Consider the following 18,414-nt stretch of genomic DNA (forward strand, 5'->3'; position numbering starts at 1 on the left):
ACGATTTCATCGTGCGATACGATCGTGTCTGTGTCAAGGGTCACGTTCCGAATCGGATGTGATCAGGCCTTACCTCACGCGCGGAGGGCCGGGCCGAGGCGGTAGAGAGGAAGACCATGGAAGCCAATGGGAGCGCGCCCCAGCGGGCGCGGGACGGTAAGCACGTCGTGACGCTGCGTGAAGTGGCGGACGCAGCGGGTGTGAGTACCTCGACCGTCAGCCGAGTGCTCGACGATCGCGTGCCGCCGTCCCGCTCCGCGACCGCCGAACGAGTGCGGGCGGTGGCCGATCAGCTGGGCTACCGGCGCAACACCTTCGCCTCCAGCCTGCGCCGCGGGCAGACCGCGACGATCGGCGTCCTCGTCCCACGATTGAGCGACACCGTCATGGCCTTGATGTACGAGGCGATCAGCCGGGCCGCGACCCGCCTCGGCTACTTCACGGTCGTCGCGACGACGGGGGACAACCCCGCCGACGAGTCCGACGCGGCGAGGACGCTGCTCGCCCGGAACGTGGACGGCCTGATCGTCGCCTCGAGCCGGCGCGACGACCCCCTGCCGCGCGAGCTCCGGGAGCGCGGCGTGCCGCACGCGCTGGTGCTCAGGACCGACGGGATCAGTCCGTCCTCGGTCGGCGACGACGAGGCGGGCGGCTATCTCGCCACCCGCCATCTGATCGACCTCGGGCACACCGACATCGCCGTCCTGTCGGGCCCGTTGTTCGCGTCCACCGCCGTCGGTCGTCTGGCCGGGGCACGAAAGGCGCTGCGGGAAGCGGGAATCGCGGAAGTGCCCGAGTGGATCGTCGAAACGACGTTCGGCATCGAGGACGGCGAGGAGGCCGGGAACCGGCTCTTCCGCTCCGCGTCCCGTCCGACCGCCGTCTTCGCCGCCAACGACAACCTCGCGCTCGGAGTCATGGCCGCCGCGCACCGATGCTCGTTGACCGTCGGCGACGACGTCGCCCTGGTCGGCTACAACGACATCCCACTGTCGCAACGTCTTCCGGTCCCGCTCACCTCGGTGCGCACCCCGTTCGACCAGATCGCAGCCACCGCACTCGATCTGATGCTCGCCACCACCCCCGTCGACGATCCGATCCGGCGCGCGATGCCCACCCTGATCCCGCGGCGCTCGTCCGGATCGCACCGCGCCACGATCGCGCCGGGCCCGGCGCCGACCGCGGCCGGTGCCACGAGAAGTGAAGGACGCTCGTAGAGGTCGGAGCTAGGCCGTACGGACGCGGGCCGATGGCAAGCCCCGACCGGTACATCCGAACGAACGCGAGACACCGCGGGACGCGCGACCGCCTGCGAGTATCCGGTACGACAAACGTCCCTGAGTCACTTCCCCCCGACGATGCCGCTGTCGAGGAGTTTGGCGATGTCGGAGTCGGAGCTCCCGAGGAGGTCCCGGAGCACGCTGCCGGTGTCGTCGCCGACTGCGGAGGCGGGTGCGACGGTGGCGTGGTGGCCGTCGAACGACGCGGGGTGCCCGGAGGCGAGGTAGGTGCCGATGCGCGGCTGGTCGAGGGGGGCGAACATCGGGTTCTTCTCGAGTTCACCGGACTTCACGACTTCCTCGAAGGTGCGATAGCGCTTGGCGAGCACGGACGTCTTCGAGAGTGCCTCGGCCACTTCGGTTGCGGTGTGTTCGCGGAACCAGCGGGCGAACAGGGCGGTGAGGACGTCGCGGTAGGTGAAGCGATCGGTGTCGCGCGCGAAGTCGACGTCGAGTGCGGTGGCGAGTGCCTCCACGGCGGCGGTGGTTCCGGTGACCGCGACCAGGTCACGGAAGTGGCGGGGGGTGAGGGCGACGATCATGAACCGTTCGCCGTCGCTGGTGGTGAAATCCGTTCCGTACGTGCCGTAGACGGAGTTTCCGGTCGCCGGCCTGCCGGTGCCGTTGATCTGGACTTCGGTGAGGTAACCGAGCGTGCCGGCGGTGGCGAGCGCGACGTCCTCGAGCGGCAGGCGGATGTGGGTGCCCTCGCCGGTGGCGTCGCGGTGCCGGACGGCGGCCGCGACGGCCAGCGCGGCATACAGCCCACACACCACGTCCCACGCGGGCAGGACGTGGTTGACGACGCCGGCATGATCGGTGGGACCGGTGATGGACGGGAAACCGAGCCCCGCATTGACGGTGTAGTCGACGGCAGGCGAACCGTCGGAGCCACCGAGGACTTCGAGGGTGATGACGTCGGAGCGCAGGGCCCTGAGCGCGTCGTGGGCGAGCCAGTCACGACCACCGGAGTTGGTGACGAGAATTCCGCCACCCGCACCGGGGGCCGCGACCAGTTGCTGGACGAGCTGCTGCCCCTCGGGGCTGCGCATGTCGACGGCCACGGACCGCTTGCCGCGGTTGAGACCGGTCCAGTAGATGCTCTCACCGTCACTCGTGACTGGCCAGCGCTTGTAGCAGGCGGAGCCGCCGATGGGGTCGACCCGGATCACCTCGGCCCCCAGTTGAGACAGCGTCAGCCCGCACAGGGGCGACGCGATGAAGCTGGAGACCTCGACGATCCGAAGTCCGGCAAGGGGAGTGTGGGCAGTCACGAGAGAAGCTCCTTGATGGTGGAGGTCAGGCCATGAGGGCGGTGAAACGCCAGTCGAGGACGGGAACGTCGGACGCTGAGGCGTTGTGCGCGAACACGAGTGAACGCAGATGCAGAACTCCGCCACCGCCGGGCAACGCCTCGGCGCTCTCGACCTCGAGTTCGCTGGTGAGGGTGTCGCCCTCGTGGACGGGACCGGTGTGGTCGCAGGACTTCCAGCCCAGGACCGTGACGAGGTTGGACAGGGCGCGCGTGGCCTGCCCGAGCGCGATGCCGATGGTGTGCCCGCCGTAGACGAGCCGCCCGTCCGCACCGACCCGTTCGTCGTGATGGGTGGCCGCGATGTTGAGGGTGAGGCGCGCCAGTTCGGGGGCGCTCGAGACCACGTCGCCGCTGCTCCGCAAGACGGTGCCGGCGAGGTCGGTCGAGAAGTGCTGTCCGGGAACCTTGTCGCGGTAGCGGTCGAGGTCCCAGCCCTCGGGTGCGGCGAAGGACTGCTCCGTCTGCGGACCGATCGCGGACAGGTCGTCGGACTTGCGGACGCGGTCCTCGTCGGGGTTCTCGCTCAGCGGGAGCATGGCGCAGCGGTAGAAGTCGAGGACGGTGCGGCCGTCCTGGTCGGTGGACGTCATCCGGAGTGCCGCCAGCCCGGTGGGTTTGCGTCCGGGCTTCGCCGAATTCTCGCGCAGGCCCACCACTTCGGTGCGGGTGTACAGGGTGTCGCCGAGGTGCGGGAAGTGGTGGAAGCGGAGGCCGCGGTAGAACAGGTTGGCCTTCACGTGGTGCGTGGCGAGCGTGGACTGTCCGATGGCGACGTCGCAGACGAGGCCGGGATTCGCCACGGCGTCGGCGGATCCGGTGACGGCCCGGGACAGGTGCGCGTCGAGGGGCAGCCGCAGGCGGTCGCCGAGGATGGCTTGGTGGGCGGCGGCGAGGCCGCTGGTCAGGGTGACGGCGGGGGCGGTGTCGAACACCTGCCCCACTTCGAGTTCGTCGAAGTACGGTCCACCGACGTATGTCTGCGTGATCGTCACTGCGCACCTACCTGGGCGAGGACCCGTCGTGCGGCCACCGCGACGGCCTCGTCGAGCATCTGCCCGTCGAGTTGCGCGGCCCCGCTGCCCGCGGCCTCGGCGGCGGCGAGTGCGTCGATCACGCGGCGCGCGTCCTCGACTGCGGTGTCGGTGGGGGTGAAGGCCGACGCGGCCGATTCGACCTGGGCGGGGTGGATGACCCATTTCCCGTCGAACCCGAGCGCGCTGGTCCATGCGGCCGAGTGGCGGAAGGCGTCGTCGTCGGCGATACCGAGGAACGGTCCGTCGATCGCCTGGATGCCGGCTGCGCGGGCGGCGACGAGGACGCCGTCCTGGATCGCGAGCCAGTGTTCGGGGAGGGCGGAGCGGGAACGGCCGAGGGCCGCCCCGAGATCGGCGTAGCCGATGATGACGGATTCGAGCCGGGCCACGGACCGGGTGATGTCGCCGATGTTCTGCACCCCGACCGGAGTTTCGACGAGAGCCTGCAACCCGATGTCGGTACCGGCGAGAGCCTGATCGGCGTGGGCCAGATCCTGCGCCGTCTCCGCCTTGGGAACCACGATGCTCGTGAGGACGGCGCCGAGGGAAGCGCACAGGGCGAGGTCGTCCTCGGCCCACGGTGTGGTCAGCGCGTTGATGCGGACCGAGACGGCGCGGGAACCGGCGGACTCGCGCACGAGACGGCGGACGAGGTCGCGGGCGTCGGCCTTCCTTGCCGGGGCGACGGCGTCTTCGAGGTCGAGGACCACCTCGTCGGCGGTCGACGCGAGCGCCTTGACGGCCTTGCGTTCGTCGGATCCGGGGGCCACCAGAACGGCGCGCCTGCGGGTGAGGTTCTGCACGATGCTTCATTCCTAGGGTCCGGGAGCCCGGTTCGGGCTGGATATGTACGGCCAGCCCGGTAGGGCTGCGCTGCTGATGCTGGCAGCGGCGTAGCCGTCATGTCAAGACCGATCGTTGACATTAAACAGACATTGTCGGATTATGGCCGTACAAATGTTGTGCGAGTGCGAGGTGGAGTGATGGGCAAGCTGAACGAGGAAGAGGCGTACCTGGTCGAGACGGTGCGCGCCTTCGTCGACCGCGACGTGAAGCCGACGGTGCAGGCGGTGGAGCACGCCAACGAGTACCCCGAGAAGTGGATCGAGCAGATGAAGCAGATCGGGATCTACGGTCTGGCGGTCCCGGAGGAGTACGGCGGATCACCGGTGTCGATGCCCTGTTACGCGCAGGTGACCCAGGAACTGGCCCGCGGGTGGATGAGCCTGGCCGGGGCGATGGGCGGGCACACCGTCGTGGCGAAGCTGCTGTCGCTGTACGGCACCGAGGAGCAGAAGCGCCGGTACCTGCCGCAGATGGCGACCGGCGAGATCCGGGCCACGATGGCGCTGACCGAGCCCGGCGGCGGGTCGGATCTGCAGGCGATGTCCACCAACGCCAAGACCGACGGCGACGACCTGGTGATCACCGGTTCGAAGACGTGGATCTCCAACGCCCGCCGGTCCGGGCTGATCGCGCTGCTGTGCAAGACCGATCCGGCCGCGACCCCCAAGCACAAGGGCATCTCGATCGTCCTGGTCGAGCACGGTCCCGGCCTGACGGTGTCGCGGGATCTGCCCAAGCTCGGCTACAAGGGCGTCGAAACGTGTGAGCTGTCGTTCGACAACTACCGGATCTCGTCGGACGCGGTCCTCGGCGGCACCCCGGGCAAGGGGTTCGCGCAGATGATGAAGGGCCTCGAGACCGGCCGCATCCAGGTGGCCTGCCGGGCCCTGGGTGTGGCGACGGCGGCGCTCGAGGACTCTTTGGCGTATGCGCAGCAGCGGGAGAGCTTCGGCAAGCCGATCTGGAAGCACCAGTCGATCGGCAACTACCTGGCGGACATGGCGACCAAGCTGACCGCGGCCCGGCAGCTGACCTGGCACGCGGCCGAGCAGTACGACAGCGGTGACCGGTGCGACATGGAGGCCGGGATGGCGAAGCTGTACGCGTCCGAGGTGGCGATGGACATCGCCCTGAACGCGGTGCGCATCCACGGCGGCTACGGTTATTCCACCGAGTACGACGTCGAGCGGTACTTCCGGGACGCCCCGTTGATGATCGTCGGCGAGGGCACCAACGAGATCCAACGCAACGTCATCGTCTCGCAACTCGTATCGCGGGGCGGTCTGTAGTCCGGCAACCTGCACGTAGGATCGGTGCGCGATGAACGGTAGGGAACGAGAACGAGAGACGGAGCCGGCGTACCAGCTGGTGTCGAAGCAGCTCCGTGAGCACATAGCCGCGGGCAAGTACCGCGGCGGCCTCAAGCTCCCTACCGAATTCGAGCTCGCGGAACAGCACGGCGTGAGCCGGCAGACCGTGCGACGCGCCTTCCAGGACCTGGTAGCCGAGGGCATCGTCTACCGGGTCCCGGGGCGCGGGACGTTCGCCGCGGAATCCGACGGCCGATACCTGCGTCAGCTGGGGTCGATCGAGGATCTGATGAATCTGTCCACGGACACGACCATGGAGGTGGTCTCCCCGCTGCGCCGCCGGGTCGACATCGAGGCCGCGAGCAGGCTCCGCCTCGACACGGACCTCGTCCACACGGTCGTGTTCCGGCGACGCCACGACGACACCCCGTTCGTACTGACCACCGTGTACCTTCCCGACGAGATCGCCCGGCTCGTCGTCGACGCGCCCGAGATGTCCGAGGGCGCCGTCAGCGCGTACACGATCATCGGTCTGCTGGAGCCGCACCTGCGCAGCCCCATCGTCGAGGCGGCGCAATCGATCACGGTCGCGCCCGCCCCCGCGGACGTGGCCCGCGAACTCGGCTGCCCCGAGGGCCATTCGATGCTGCGGGTGGACCGCCTCTACTCCGATTCGGAGGGGCGGACCGTCGAGTTGGCTGTCAGTTACTTCCTGCCCGAGCACTACACGTATCGCGTGACCCTGCGACGCGGCGGACGCTGACCGTCCGCGTCCTCGTCTGAATCCGGCTATGCCGGCAGATTCTCGCGCGCCCAGGCTGTCAGGGCGTTCAGGGACGGCAGGAGCGCCCGGCCGGCCGGCGTGAGTTCGTACGCGACCGAGACCGGTGGGCCCTCCTCCACGGAGCGCAGGACGAGTCCGGCCGCGGCCAATTCGGCGAGCCGGTCGGACAGCACCGAATCGCTGATACCGCCCACTCCGCGGCGTAACTCGGAGAACGTGGACGGTCCCTCCATCAGCACGCCGAGGATCACACCGTTCCAGCGCTTGCCGAGGAACGTGAAGGCGCGAGCGAGTGCCGCGTCGCAGGCACGGGGTTCGTGCGTCACTTCGCCGTCGTCAGCCACACCTCCACCCTATCAATGGTGCTAGCATCGGCCCTGCAGCTAGTATTTTAGAAGTAACAAGCAGAAAGGGAGTCGATGAGCCACGCAATCTCTACAGGTAGAGGACTCGACGAGGCGGCACGGGCGCTGCTCTACACGGAGGCGCGCACCGCCAACAGCTTCGCTCCGACGCCGGTGAGCGACGAGGAACTCGCGCAGATCTGGGAACTCGCGCGCTGGGCGCCCACGGCGGCCAACACGCAGCCGCTCCGGGTCCTGTTCGTGCGCACCGACGAGGGCCGCGCTCGTCTGGTCGAGCACATGAACGAGGGCAACAGGGCGAAGACCGCCTCGGCGCCCGCCGTCGCCGTCCTCGCGGTCGACCCACGTTTCCACGACCACATCCCGGCGCTGCTGCCGTTCCGTCCCGAACTCCGCGACGTGTTCGAGGCGAACGAACCGATGCGCAAGCACACCGGGGACTTCAACGCCGCCCTCCAGGCCGGCTACTTCATCCTCGCCGTGCGCTCGCTGGGTCTGGCGGCCGGCCCGATGGCCGGATTCGACGCCGACGGTATCGACAAGGAATTCTTCCCCGACGGCCAGTGGCATTCGACCCTCGTGGTCAACATCGGCCACCCGGGCGAGAACCCCTGGTTCGACCGGCTGCCCAGGCTCGACCCGGAAGAATCCGTCTCCTGGGCCTGACGATCCACGTCTACGTGTCGTCGGGGGCGGTGCCGGATCCCCAGCTCCCGAACTGGCCCACCACGCCCCTTGTCGGCGGGCGGAGGCCATAGGTGCAGTCGGCGGGCCGGGGGCCGGGCGCGAACGCCCACAGGAGCGGTTCGCCCAGTGCCGCAGCCTGTTCGAGGCGCCGGGCGAGGCCGTTCCACTGATCGCCGGGCAGCGGAACGCCGTCGGCGCCGTAGTCGTGATACTGCGCGACGTCGACATGCGGTGACGCCGAAACGAATTGGTACTCGTCGCCCCGGGTTCCGCACTGGCCGCCGCCGGTGAACCCCGCAGTCAGTGCGACGGTCGCGATCACCGCGGCGAGGGTCGTGATCCGCGGAACCCGTCCTGGATGAATAGTAGAGACCGGTCGGTACCAACGGGGGTCCGTCCCGGCACCTCGAGCGACCGTCCAGTCCCTCTGCCAGGGGATGACGCCTCGAACTTCACCCCCTCGACCCGATAGTGTGCACGGCGGGGGCAAGCGCACGTCATCACCGAGAATTCGCAGAGGTTTACATTGTCGAGTCCCGAAAACGACGCCGAGCTCGCAGGCCGCGTCCAGCGCCTGCTGCAGTTCCTGCGCGAGATCGTCAGGGCTCGCACGAAGCCGGTTCTCCGCGTCGACCAGCACGAACAGGTCGAATGGCTGCATCAGGAGGGTCGGACGATCCAACTCGATTCCGACGCCGCGCAGGGCGACATCGTTCTGCGCGTGCCCCTCATCGGCGTCGAGGATCCGCCGGAACTGCCCACGGTCCTGGCCGGCTGGGTGGACACGGCGGCCCGCTCCGACAGCTCGCGTTCCGACCTCGAACTGAACGCGTCCGACGCCTACGCCGAGGACTCCGACGAGGAATACGACGTGCGCCGCGCGTACGACGTCCGGCAGGCGTTCGACGCGTACGTGCCGCGCTGGCAGACGTGGGCGAAGGCAGACCGTGAGCGTCGTCCGCACGCCGATCTGTACCAGTCGCTGCAGCGGATGCTGCAGGAGCTGAACGCCCGACCCGAGTCGATCGAACTCGTCGTCGCGTCCGGTCTGCTGACCCTGACGGGCGCAGGCCCGGACGGCGTCAAGACCCACCTGGTCACCCAGTCGGCGAGCATCCACCGCGATCCCCGGACCGGCGACCTGCTGGTACGGCTGATCGCGGGCTCCCAGCCCCGGCTCGAAGACTCCCAGCTGTTCACCGGACTCGACGTCTACGACAGCGCGCACGCGATGCCGCTGCAGAAGCAACTGCAGGACACCGCCGCGTCGCCCCTGGGCGACGGCGTTCGCGCACTGCTCGCGGAGTGGGCGCCGAAGTCGCTGATGACGACGGTCACGACGCGCGAGACCGTCCGGCCGCCCGACGCCGACGCCGACGCCGACGGCACCCTCACGCTGTCGCCCGCCCTGGTCCTGCGCAAACGCAGTGCCTTCGCGCTGGTCGAATACTACGAGCAGATGATCTCCCACCTCGAACGCGACGGCGCGACCGTTCCGCTCGGGCTCGCGCAGCTGGTCGAGGCGATCGAACCGGCAGACCGGCTGTCGTGGCTCGAGCGCACCGGCGCCGCCACCTCGTCGACGCTCGCCGAAGACCCGCTTTTCCCGCTCCCGGCCAACGCCGAGCAGTCGCAGATCATCGAGCGGCTCGGCGGGGACAGCGGAGTGGTGGTCGAAGGCCCGCCCGGCACGGGCAAGACTCACACGATCGCCAACCTGGTGTCGGCGCTGCTCGCGCGCGGCCAGCGGGTGCTCGTCACGAGCGAGAAGGCGCAGGCGCTCCGGGTGCTGAGGGACAAGCTTCCGCCCGAGATGCAGGAACTGTGCGTCTCCATCACCGACCTGTCCCGCGGCGGCTCCGACGAGCTCACCCGCAGTGTCGCGACGATCGCCGAACGGAAGTCGTCGTTCAACCCGCACAGCGAGGGCCAGAAGATCGCCGATCTCCGTGCCCAGCGGGACGAGGCCGTGCAGAAGCGGGCCGTCGTGCTCGAGCAGGTGAAGGCGCTGCGCGAGTCCGAGACCTACCTCCACGACGCTGTCGCGGACGGCTACGAGGGCACCGCCGCCACCATCGTCCGCAAGGTCATGGGCCTGCAGGACGCCTTCGAGTGGCTTCCCGGTCCGCTGCTGAGCGAGCAGCCGCCCCTCAGCGGCACCGAGGTCGAGACACTGCGCCGGCTGTCGGTGACGGCGTCCCCCGAACGGGCGCAGCGGTCCCGTCAGACGCTTCCCGCGCTCGACTCGCTGCTGCCCAACCGGGCCGAACTCGAACGGCTCTGCTCGCGGGCCTCGACCAGTGTCCCCATCGACACCCCGCAGACGGCGCATCTGCTCGAGGTCCTCGGGGGCGTCGACCCCGGGACCGCGTACACGGTTCGCCGGCACTGCAAGGAACTGCAGGCGCGGGCATACGACGTCCTCGACCTCGACGGCCAGTTCCAGAGCCTCGCCGACACCGTCCTCTCCGGCCGGGCGACGCACCTGTGGGGTCGTCTGGACGCCCTGCCCGCGATCGTCGAGGCGGCTGCGGCCGCCGACCGCTACATCGGCGCGCACGACGTCCAGTGCGCCGTCATGACCCGACCCGCCCTGCAGGCGATCGGTGCACTCGCCGTCGCGATGGAATCCGGCGCCGTCGAGTGGAAGACGCGCTTCCGTCGCAGCGACGAGCAGAAGGCCGTCGAAGAACTCGGCCTCGACGCCACCGTCGACGGTGTACCCGCCACGACCGCCGCCACCGTGCGGCTCGTGACCGAGCACCTGCGCGCCCACGACGCCGCGCAGACCGCCGCCACCCTGCTGGCGGACCTTCGGATTCCGGTGGACATGAACGGCTCCCGTGCCGTCCAGGTCGACAGCCTCAACATGATCGTCGGCCGGGTGGCCCGCGTGCGCGCCCTCCTCGTCGCGCGCGACGCGCTGGCACGCGAACTGTTCGCGCTGTCCCCGAACGCGCCGCGGATCCGCACTCTCGCGGACGCCGTCGCTGTGGCCGGGGCCGCAGAGGCGATCACCACCCGAGCCGACGTGGACAGTGCCCGTGCGGAACTCGACGCCATCGTCTCGGCCGTCTCCACGGCGGTCGACGCGGGACCGTCGCCGGAAGGCACCGCCCTGGTGGCGGCACTCGATCAGGCCGACGACGAGGCCCTGTCGGATGCCCTCAGCCGCTACGCGATCGCCCGCGTCGAGCAGCAGGATCAGCGGCTGTTCGACGAACTGTCCGACAAACTCTCACCCGTCGCCCCGGCGCTGTACGAACTGGTGCGCAGGACGGCGGCGCTCACCGAGTGGGACGAGATGAGCTGGCAGATGTCGGAGGCCTGGGCGTGGCGCCGTGCCCGCCAATGGGTCACCGAGCAGCACCGTGCCGGTCGTGAACAGGAACTGGAAGCCGAACTCAACGCCGCCGACGCGGATCTCGCGCACCTGACCGCGCGGCTCGCGGCGGCCACCGCCTGGCGCGACTGCCTCGAACACCTGACGGCAGATCAGGTGCGGGCGCTGCAGACGTACCGCGAGCACATCTCCAGCATCGGCGCCGGTGCTGGTAAGTACGCCGAGAAGTACCGCAGCGCAGCACGATCCGCGATGGGTGAGGCGCAGGGCGCGGTGCCCGCGTGGGTGATGCCGCTGCAACAGGTCCTCGCGTCGATCCCGCCCGTGCCGGGCAGCTTCGACGTGGTCATCGTAGACGAGGCGAGCCAGGCCGACATCACCAACCTGTTCCTGCTGTGGCTGGCGCCGCGGGTGATCGTCGTCGGCGACGACAAGCAGTGCGCACCCGCCGACATCCCCACCACCGGCACCCTCGACGACGTGTTCACCCGGCTCGACGCCTACCTGCCGGATCTTCCGGAGTACGTCCAGGCCACACTCACGCCGCGGTCGAGCCTGTTCTCGATCCTGCGCACCAGCTTCGGGCAGGTGGTCCGGCTCCGCGAGCACTTCCGCTCGATGCCCGAGATCATCAACTGGTCGAGCACCCAGTTCTACGGCGAACTGCCGCTGGTCCCGGTGCGGCAGTTCGGCGCGGACCGGCTTCCGCCGCTGAAACATACGTACGTATCCGACGCCACCGTGTCGGGCAAGGATGCGACGCTCACCAACCACGTCGAGGCCGCCGCCCTCGTCGACCAGCTCATCGAATGCCTCGTCGACCCCCGCTACGACGGCAAGACGTTCGGAATCGTCGTGCTGCAGGGGCAGTCCCAGGTCGATGCCATCCGGACCGAACTCGTCAAACGCATCGGCATCGAACAGTGGGAGCAGCGGCGACTGCGGGTCGGGACGCCGCCCGACTTCCAGGGCGACGAACGAAGCGTCGTCTTCCTGTCGATGGTCGTGGGACCCGAGCAGAACTTCGCACCGCTGACAGCGAACCAGTACAAGCGACGGTTCAACGTCGCGGCGTCACGCGCGCAGGACCAGCTGTGGCTGTTCCACTCCGTGACCGTCGACGAACTGAAGCGGGCCGACCTGCGGAACTCCCTGCTCAGCTACATGATGTCGACGTCGCCGGCGCCGGCCGACCCCATGCCGCAGGACGTCGACCGCGACGTCCGGATCCCGCCGTTCGACAATCTGCTCGAGCAGCGCGTGTTCAACGACATCGCCGAACGCGGCTACCACGTCAATTCGCAAGTCGAGGTGAACAATCGGCGCATCGATCTCGTCGTCACCGGTGGCACCATGAGACTCGCCGTCGAATGCGACGGCGACGCGTTCTCGACCACCCCGGAACAGCGGATCGCGGACCTCGAACGCGAGCAGGAACTCAAACGGTGCGGCTGGACATTCTGGCGCGTCCGCGAGTCGGAGTACTACCTCGACCCGAAGGCGGCCCTGTCGAGTCTGTGGGAGACGCTGGACAACCTGGGCATCGCGCCGCACGCGGTGGATCACGCGATCGCCATCGAGGCGGCCGCCGCCGAGCGGGCCGCGCGCGACGCCGCCGCGTCCGAGCGCGGAAAGCACGCGGCCCCCGTAAGCGCTTCGCACCCGTGAGTACTTATTAACGTCCCGCGGTTAACAAGTACTCACGGGCGCGGCTGCGCACGACTGTCGCCGCGGAACTCGGCGATGACGTCGTCGCCGCACCGGACGGTGACGTCGTAGATGCCGTTGCGCCCGTAGCGGGCCCGTTCCACGGCCTCGGCGACGAGCGTGTCGCCGAGGCGGGTGGAGGTGAGGAACCGGATGTCGGCACGGGCGGCGACGGCGGGCGTGTCGTATCCGTTGCACGCCATCGCGAATGCGGTGTCGGCGAGGGTGAACACGAACCCGCCGTGAGTGATGCCGTGGCCGTTGACCATGGTCTCACCCACGACCATCGACGCGACTGCGTGGCCGGGGCTGAGCTCGAGGATCTCGATGCCGAGCGCCTGGGACGCGTTGTCGGCTTCGAACATCTTCCGCGCGATGCGGCATTCCGCGGACGCGTCGACAGTCATGGTTCTCCTACTGGTTGTAGACGGATTCTTCTTCTTGGACGTACATGGTGACGCCGCCGGTGGCGAAGTTGGGGACGTCCTTGCCTGCCTGCTTCATCTCCTCGGACTGCAACCCGGACTTCATGGTGTCGGCGTCGGGGAAGACGAGGCTCGCGACCGCGTAGTACGGCGGCGTCCCGCCGTCGAGGGCACTGCACTTGCCCCACGTGAAGTCGGTCAGGCCGGGGATCTTGCGGGCCAGCGGCATGTGGGTGTCGCGGTAGTAGGCGTCGAACGCCTCGGGGTCATCGGGCTGGCCGTAACAGACGGCGACCTTGAAGCTCATGCGTTTTCTCCTTTGGCGACGAGGGTGAGTACGTCGTACGTTGCGACGGGATCGCCGTCCTGGTTGACGACGATTGCATCCCAACGGACTTCACCGTAGTCGGCGCTGCTGCGCGGCGTGATGAGCTTCGCGGTGAGCGTGACGGTGAGGCTGTCGTCGGCCTTGACGGGGGTGAGGAACCGGAGGTTGTCGACGCCGAAGTTGGCGAGGACGGGGCCGGGATTCGGTTCGACGAACAGACCGGCGGCGAGGGAGACGACGAGGTATCCGTGGGCGACGATGCCGCCGAACAGCGGGTTCGCGGCCGCGGCCTCGGGGTCGGTGTGGGCGTAGAACGTGTCGCCGGTGAACTCGGCGAAGTGGTCGATGTCGGCGAGGGTGACCTGGCGGGGGCCGCCGACGATGGTGTCGCCGATCCGCAACTGCGCAAGGTTCTTCCGGAACGGGTGGACGCCGTCGTCGTTGCGCTGCGAACCGGTGACCCACTTGTTTCCGACCGCGGTCAGGATGTCGGGGGTGGCCTGGACCGCGGTGCGCTGCATGTGGTGCAGGATGCCGCGGATACCGCCGAGTTCCTCGCCGCCGCCCGCGCGTCCGGGGCCGCCGTGCACGAGGACGGGCAGGGGTGAGCCGTGGCCGGTGGATTCCTTGGCGTCGTCGCGGTTGAGGACGAGGACGCGGCCGTGGAACGGGGCGAGGCCCAGCACGATGTCGCGGGCGAGTGCGGAATCACGGGTGACGAGGGAGGCGACGAGGCTGCCCTTGCCGCGGGCGGCGAGTTCGATGACCTCGTCGGTGCTGTCGTATCCGATGACGGTGCTGACGGGACCGAAGGCCTCGATGTCGTGGGGTTCGGTGGCGTCCTTGTCGTCGGAGCGCAGCAGGATCGGCGGCAGGAACGCGCCCGTCGCCTTGTCGGCGCCGACGACGTCGAAGTTCTCCGGGTCGCCGACCACGATCTGCGCCGACTTGGTCAGGCCGCGGAGCGATTTCAGGACCTCGTCGCGCTGTTCGAGGCTGGCGAGCGCACCCATCGTGACGCCTTCGGCGTCGGGGGCGCCGACCACGACGCGCGACAGCCGGGCCTCGGCAGCGGCGATGACGTCGTCCATCAACGCCGACGGCACGAAGGCGCGCCGGATGGCGGTGCACTTCTGGCCGGCCTTCACCGTCATCTCGGTGACGAGCTGCTTGACGTAGAGGTCGAATTCCTCGCTGCCCGGTTCGACGTCGGAGCCGAGGATCGACGCGTTGAGCGAATCGGCCTCGGCGTTGAAGTGGACGCCCTCACCGACGACGTTCGGGTGCGCTCGCAGGGTGGCCGCGGTGTCGGCGGATCCGGTGAACGCCACGGAGTCCTGCCCACCGAGGTGGTCGAGCAGCCCGCGGGCGCTGCCCGACAGCAGCTGGACCGAACCCTCGGGCAGCAGCCCGGACTCGATGATGCGACGGAACACGAGTTCGGTGAGATAGGCCGACTGGCTCGCAGGCTTGACGATGGACGGGACGCCGGCGATGAACGCGGGGGCGAGCTTCTCGAGGAAGCCCCACACCGGGAAGTTGAACGCGTTGATCTGGACGGCCACGCCGCGGCGCGAGGTGTAGACGTGCTGGCCGAGGAACGTGCCCTTCTTGCCCAGCTGCTCGAACGCGCCGTCGAGGTAGACGGTGTCGTTGGGCAGTTCCCGCCTGGCCTTGCCGGCATAGCTGAGGAGGGTGCCGAAGCCGCCGTCGATGTCGACGCCGGAGTCGCGCTTGGTGGCGCCGGTCGAGGTGGAGAGGGCGTAGAACTCCTCCTTGCCCGCCATGAGGGTGAGGGCGAGCGCCTTGAGGACAGCGGCACGCTCGTGGAAGGTCAGCTTCGCGAGCGCCGCTCCGCCCACCTCGCGGGCGTAGGTCACCATCTCGCCGAGGTCGAGTCCGGTCGCGGAGATGCGCGCCACCTCGGAGCCGTCGACCGCGCTCAGCAGCGGCGTTCCTTCGTCCGGCGCGGTGTACCAGCGTCCGGCGGCGTAGCTTTCCAGTAACTTGCTCACGACAACTCCATTTCACCGTACGTTCGGTCGGTTAACAGAATCGTCGCTTCCGCCGCTGGTTGTCAAGGGAGCATCGCAACTTTTCGTCCATCACCTCCCCTTGCGTACCGACCGAAGATTCGGTTATTAATAGACGGCACCCCCGTGAAGGAGAAGACTGTGGCCGAAGTGTTTCTGGTGGACGGAGCCCGTACCCCGCAGGGTCGATACGGCGGAGCGCTCGCAGGAGTGCGCCCCGACGACCTTGCCGGTCTCGTCGTGGCCGAGGCCGCCCGCCGGGCCGGAATTCCGGGCGACGCCGTCGACGAGGTGATCCTCGGGGCCGCCAACCAGGCCGGCGAGGACAACCGGGACGTCGCCCGCATGGCCGTGCTGCTCGCGGGCCTGCCCGACAGCGTTCCCGGCTACACGGTGAACCGCCTGTGCGCGAGCGGTCTGACCGCCGTCGCGTCCGCCGCGCACACCATCCGCAGCGGCGAGGCCGACATCGTGATCGCCGGCGGCGTCGAATCGATGACCCGCGCACCCTGGGTGATGGCCAAGCCCGGCACCCCGTGGGCACGTCCGGGGGAGGTGGCCGACACCTCGCTCGGCTGGCGCTTCACGAACCCGCGGTTCACCGCGACAGACCGTGACGTTCCGGCCGGGGCCGGACCGGACGTCCGCAAGGTGACGCTGTCGATGGGCGAGACGGCCGAGGAGGTCGCCGCGCTCGAGGGCATCACCCGCGCCGAGAGCGACGCCTTCGCGCTGCGCAGCCAGGAGCGGGCGATCGCGGCGGTGGACGCCGGCCGGTTCGAGCGCGAGATCGTGCCCGTGCCGGTGCGCGACGGTGAATTGACCGCCGACGAAACCCCCAGGCGGGGAACCACTCTGGAGAAGCTGGGTTCGCTGAAACCGGTGTTCCGCACCGGCGGCATCGTGACCGCCGGCTCGTCCTCCTCCCTCTCGGACGGCGCCGCGGCCCTGGTCGTCGCGAGCGAGGCGGCGGTGGAGAAGTACGGCCTGACCGTCCGCGGCCGCATCGTCACCAGCGCCAGCGCGGGTATCGCCCCCAACGTCATGGGTCTGGGGCCGGTCCCGGCCACCCGCAAGGCCCTTGCCCGCGCCAACTGGTCGATCTCCGACCTCGGCGCCGCCGAACTCAACGAGGCCTTCGCGGCGCAGTCGCTCGGGGTGATCCGGCAGTTGAAGCTCGACGAGTCGATCGTCAACGCGGACGGCGGCGCCATCGCGCTCGGCCACCCGCTGGGCTGCTCGGGTGCGCGGATCCTGCTGACGCTGCTCGGCCGGATGGAACGCGAAGGCGCCCGCCGCGGACTGGCCACGCTGTGCGTGGGCGTCGGCCAGGGCGTCGCGATGTTGATCGAGGCGCCGTGAACACACTGAAGATCGAGGACCGCGACGACCGCATGGTGGTCACGCTGCATCGTCCCGCACAGCGCAACGCGATCAACGCGGAGATGATCGGCGAACTGCACCAGGTGTGCGCGTCGCTGGAGGCGACGCCGAAGCCGATGTTGCTGACCGGCGAGGGCGATCACTTCGCCGGCGGCGCAGACATCGCCGAACTGCGTGAGCGCGGCCGCGACGAGGCGTTCGCCGGCATCAACCGCAACTTGTTCGACCGCATCGCGAAGCTGCCGATGCCCACCGTCGCCGCGGTGAGCGGGTACGCGCTCGGCGGCGGCGCCGAACTGTCCTACGCCTGTGACATCCGCATCGCCACCGAGACCGCGGTCTTCGGGAACCCGGAGCCGGGGCTGGGCATCATGGCCGCGGCCGGGGCCAGTTACCGGTTGCCCGAATTGGTCGGCACGTCCGTCGCCAAACAGGTTCTGCTCGGCGGCCGGAACCTCGACGCGCAGGACGCGCTGCGCAGCGGACTCGTGATGAGTGTCGTCGCACCCGGCGAGCACATCGATGCAGCGCACAAGGTCATCGACCGCATCACCCGATCGGCGCCGCTGGCGCTCAAGCTCACGAAGATGATCGTCGACGCACCGGGCTCGCACCCGTTCGCCGACGACATCGCGCAGGCGGTGCTGTTCGAGAGCCGCGACAAACACGACCGCATGACTGCCTTTCTGGAGAAGAAGAAATGACGAGCACAGCACCGAAGAACGTCGGAGTGGTCGGCGGCGGCCGGATGGGCGCGGGTATCGCACAGGTCTTCGCCACCCTCGGCTCCACCGTCATCATCGCCGAGAGCGGCGACCGGGAGGCGGCCGTGAAGCGGGTGTCCGACGGACTCGACCGCGCGCACGAACGCGGCAAGCTCGGCGACGTCGATCCCGCGACGATCCTCGGACGGGTCTCCACGGTGGCCGCCCCCGATGCGCTCCCGCCGGCCCTGGATCTGGTGGTCGAGGCGGTGCCCGAACTGGTCGACCTCAAGCTATCCGTGCTCTCGCTCGTCGAGAAGACGGTGTCGCCCACGACGGTAATCGCCAGCAACACCAGTTCGATCTCGATCGCCGAACTCGGCAGTGCCCTCGGCGACCCGGCCCGGCTGATCGGCATGCACTTCTTCAATCCGGTTCCGGCGTCGACGCTCGTCGAGATCGTCCGCGCTCCGGCCACCGATGCCGGCGTCGTCGAGAAGGTCCGGGAGTGGGTCGCCCAGCTCGGCAAGACCGAGGTGCTGGTCAACGATTCTCCCGGCTTCGCGACCAGCCGTCTCGGCGTGTGCCTCGGGCTCGAGGCGATCCGGATGCTCGAGGAAGGCGTCGCCGACGCCGAGTCCATCGACCGGGCCATGGAACTCGGCTATCGCCACCCGATGGGACCGCTGCGGTCCACCGATCTGGTCGGACTGGACGTCCGGCTCGCGATCGCCGAGCACCTGGCGAAGACGCTCGGCGACCGGTTCGCGCCGCCCGCGCTGCTGCGCGAGAAGGTCACCAAGGGCGAACTCGGCCGCAAGACCGGCCAGGGGTTCTTCACCTGGTCCTGACGGGCCACCCACACCACAA

Annotated in this window: 15 protein-coding genes and 1 pseudogene; 8 read left to right on the top strand and 8 right to left on the bottom strand. The window is 69.1% G+C overall.

The annotated features are described in order from the left end of the window. Nucleotides 1-116: 116 nt before the first annotated feature. Nucleotides 117-1,217 carry a LacI family DNA-binding transcriptional regulator gene (locus tag JVH1_RS22525; RefSeq protein ID WP_009475650.1) on the top strand — a complete coding sequence of 367 codons (1,101 nt, stop codon included), beginning with the start codon at nt 117-119 and terminating at the stop codon, nt 1,215-1,217. Between the two features lie 125 nt (nt 1,218-1,342). Here JVH1_RS22525 and JVH1_RS22530 read toward each other — a convergent pair whose 3' ends face one another. From JVH1_RS22530 to JVH1_RS22540, 3 genes are read right to left on the bottom strand one after another with little or no spacing between them, the layout of a single operon-like run. Continuing rightward, a complete protein-coding gene (locus JVH1_RS22530) occupies nt 1,343-2,554 on the bottom strand; it encodes a CoA transferase (protein ID WP_009475649.1) in 1,212 nt (403 codons plus the stop codon). A gap of 25 nt (nt 2,555-2,579) precedes the next feature. Continuing rightward, the gene (locus JVH1_RS22535) at nt 2,580-3,587 is read right to left on the bottom strand and encodes a MaoC family dehydratase (RefSeq protein WP_009475648.1); all 1,008 of its coding nucleotides are present in this window, start codon (nt 3,585-3,587) and stop codon (nt 2,580-2,582) included. Beyond that, a complete protein-coding gene (locus JVH1_RS22540) occupies nt 3,584-4,432 on the bottom strand; it encodes a CoA ester lyase (protein WP_009475647.1) in 849 nt (282 codons plus the stop codon). Before JVH1_RS22540 ends, JVH1_RS22535 begins: the two co-directional genes overlap by 4 nt. A gap of 180 nt (nt 4,433-4,612) precedes the next feature. Here JVH1_RS22540 and JVH1_RS22545 point away from each other — a divergent pair, with 180 nt between their 5' ends. Together JVH1_RS22545 and JVH1_RS22550 are read left to right on the top strand one after the other, a co-directional pair. After that, a complete protein-coding gene (locus JVH1_RS22545; protein ID WP_371113014.1) occupies nt 4,613-5,764 on the top strand; it encodes an acyl-CoA dehydrogenase family protein in 1,152 nt (383 codons plus the stop codon). 31 nt (nt 5,765-5,795) lie between these two features. Beyond that, nucleotides 5,796-6,548 (top strand): GntR family transcriptional regulator, encoded by a 753-nt coding sequence (locus JVH1_RS22550; protein ID WP_007301678.1) that lies wholly within the window; start codon nt 5,796-5,798, stop codon nt 6,546-6,548. Between the two features lie 26 nt (nt 6,549-6,574). On the opposite strand, the gene JVH1_RS22555 is transcribed toward JVH1_RS22550, so the two are convergent. Then, nucleotides 6,575-6,913, bottom strand: coding sequence for a helix-turn-helix domain-containing protein (locus JVH1_RS22555; protein ID WP_009475646.1), 339 nt, complete (start codon nt 6,911-6,913; stop codon nt 6,575-6,577). A gap of 75 nt (nt 6,914-6,988) precedes the next feature. On the opposite strand from JVH1_RS22555, the gene JVH1_RS22560 reads away from it, so the two are divergent. Further along, on the top strand, nt 6,989-7,600 hold the full coding sequence (locus tag JVH1_RS22560; protein ID WP_009475645.1) for a malonic semialdehyde reductase: 612 nt from the start codon (nt 6,989-6,991) through the stop codon (nt 7,598-7,600). 10 nt (nt 7,601-7,610) lie between these two features. Here JVH1_RS22560 and JVH1_RS22565 read toward each other — a convergent pair. After that, nucleotides 7,611-7,946 (bottom strand): annotated as a pseudogene (locus JVH1_RS22565) (beta-mannosidase); the annotation flags it as partial. A 201-nt stretch (nt 7,947-8,147) separates the two neighbouring features. Here JVH1_RS22565 and JVH1_RS22570 point away from each other — a divergent pair. Next, nucleotides 8,148-12,632, top strand: a complete 4,485-nt coding sequence (locus tag JVH1_RS22570; RefSeq protein WP_009475643.1) for an AAA domain-containing protein — start codon at nt 8,148-8,150, stop codon at nt 12,630-12,632. A 32-nt stretch (nt 12,633-12,664) separates the two neighbouring features. Here the strand turns inward: JVH1_RS22570 and paaI are convergent, their stop codons facing one another. Genes paaI through paaZ form a run of 3 tightly spaced genes read right to left on the bottom strand, consistent with a single transcriptional unit; the run spans nt 12,665 to nt 15,439 of the window. Next, entirely contained in the window at nt 12,665-13,078 is a 414-nt protein-coding gene (paaI, locus tag JVH1_RS22575) for a hydroxyphenylacetyl-CoA thioesterase PaaI (RefSeq protein WP_009475642.1), read from the bottom strand. 7 nt (nt 13,079-13,085) lie between these two features. Beyond that, nucleotides 13,086-13,403: an EthD family reductase gene (locus JVH1_RS22580; RefSeq protein ID WP_009475641.1), complete on the bottom strand. Its 318-nt coding sequence runs from the start codon at nt 13,401-13,403 to the stop codon at nt 13,086-13,088. Continuing rightward, a complete protein-coding gene (gene paaZ, locus JVH1_RS22585) occupies nt 13,400-15,439 on the bottom strand; it encodes a phenylacetic acid degradation bifunctional protein PaaZ (protein WP_009475640.1) in 2,040 nt (679 codons plus the stop codon). Before paaZ ends, JVH1_RS22580 begins: the two co-directional genes overlap by 4 nt. A 159-nt stretch (nt 15,440-15,598) precedes the next feature. Here paaZ and JVH1_RS22590 point away from each other — a divergent pair, with 159 nt between their 5' ends. Genes JVH1_RS22590 through JVH1_RS22600 form a run of 3 tightly spaced genes read left to right on the top strand, consistent with a single transcriptional unit; the run spans nt 15,599 to nt 18,395 of the window. Continuing rightward, entirely contained in the window at nt 15,599-16,819 is a 1,221-nt protein-coding gene (locus JVH1_RS22590; RefSeq protein WP_009475639.1) for a thiolase family protein, read from the top strand. Further along, a complete protein-coding gene (locus tag JVH1_RS22595) occupies nt 16,816-17,544 on the top strand; it encodes an enoyl-CoA hydratase/isomerase family protein (protein ID WP_009475638.1) in 729 nt (242 codons plus the stop codon). Before JVH1_RS22590 ends, JVH1_RS22595 begins: the two co-directional genes overlap by 4 nt. Then, nucleotides 17,541-18,395: a 3-hydroxyacyl-CoA dehydrogenase family protein gene (locus JVH1_RS22600; protein ID WP_009475637.1), complete on the top strand. Its 855-nt coding sequence runs from the start codon at nt 17,541-17,543 to the stop codon at nt 18,393-18,395. Before JVH1_RS22595 ends, JVH1_RS22600 begins: the two co-directional genes overlap by 4 nt. The last annotated feature ends 19 nt before the right edge of the window (nt 18,396-18,414 follow it).

The sequence above is a fragment of the Rhodococcus sp. JVH1 genome (genome assembly GCF_000280725.2).
GTDB lineage: Bacteria > Actinomycetota > Actinomycetes > Mycobacteriales > Mycobacteriaceae > Rhodococcus_F > Rhodococcus_F jostii_A.

Coding starts and splice junctions, on each gene's coding strand:
- paaI (WP_009475642.1), bottom strand. CDS start 13,078: ATGACTGTCGACGCGTCCGCGGAATGCCGCATCGCGCGGAAGATGTTC.
- JVH1_RS22580 (WP_009475641.1), bottom strand. CDS start 13,403: ATGAGCTTCAAGGTCGCCGTCTGTTACGGCCAGCCCGATGACCCCGAG.
- JVH1_RS22550 (WP_007301678.1), top strand. CDS start 5,796: ATGAACGGTAGGGAACGAGAACGAGAGACGGAGCCGGCGTACCAGCTG.
- JVH1_RS22525 (WP_009475650.1), top strand. CDS start 117: ATGGAAGCCAATGGGAGCGCGCCCCAGCGGGCGCGGGACGGTAAGCAC.
- JVH1_RS22560 (WP_009475645.1), top strand. CDS start 6,989: ATGAGCCACGCAATCTCTACAGGTAGAGGACTCGACGAGGCGGCACGG.
- JVH1_RS22545 (WP_371113014.1), top strand. CDS start 4,613: ATGGGCAAGCTGAACGAGGAAGAGGCGTACCTGGTCGAGACGGTGCGC.
- JVH1_RS22600 (WP_009475637.1), top strand. CDS start 17,541: ATGACGAGCACAGCACCGAAGAACGTCGGAGTGGTCGGCGGCGGCCGG.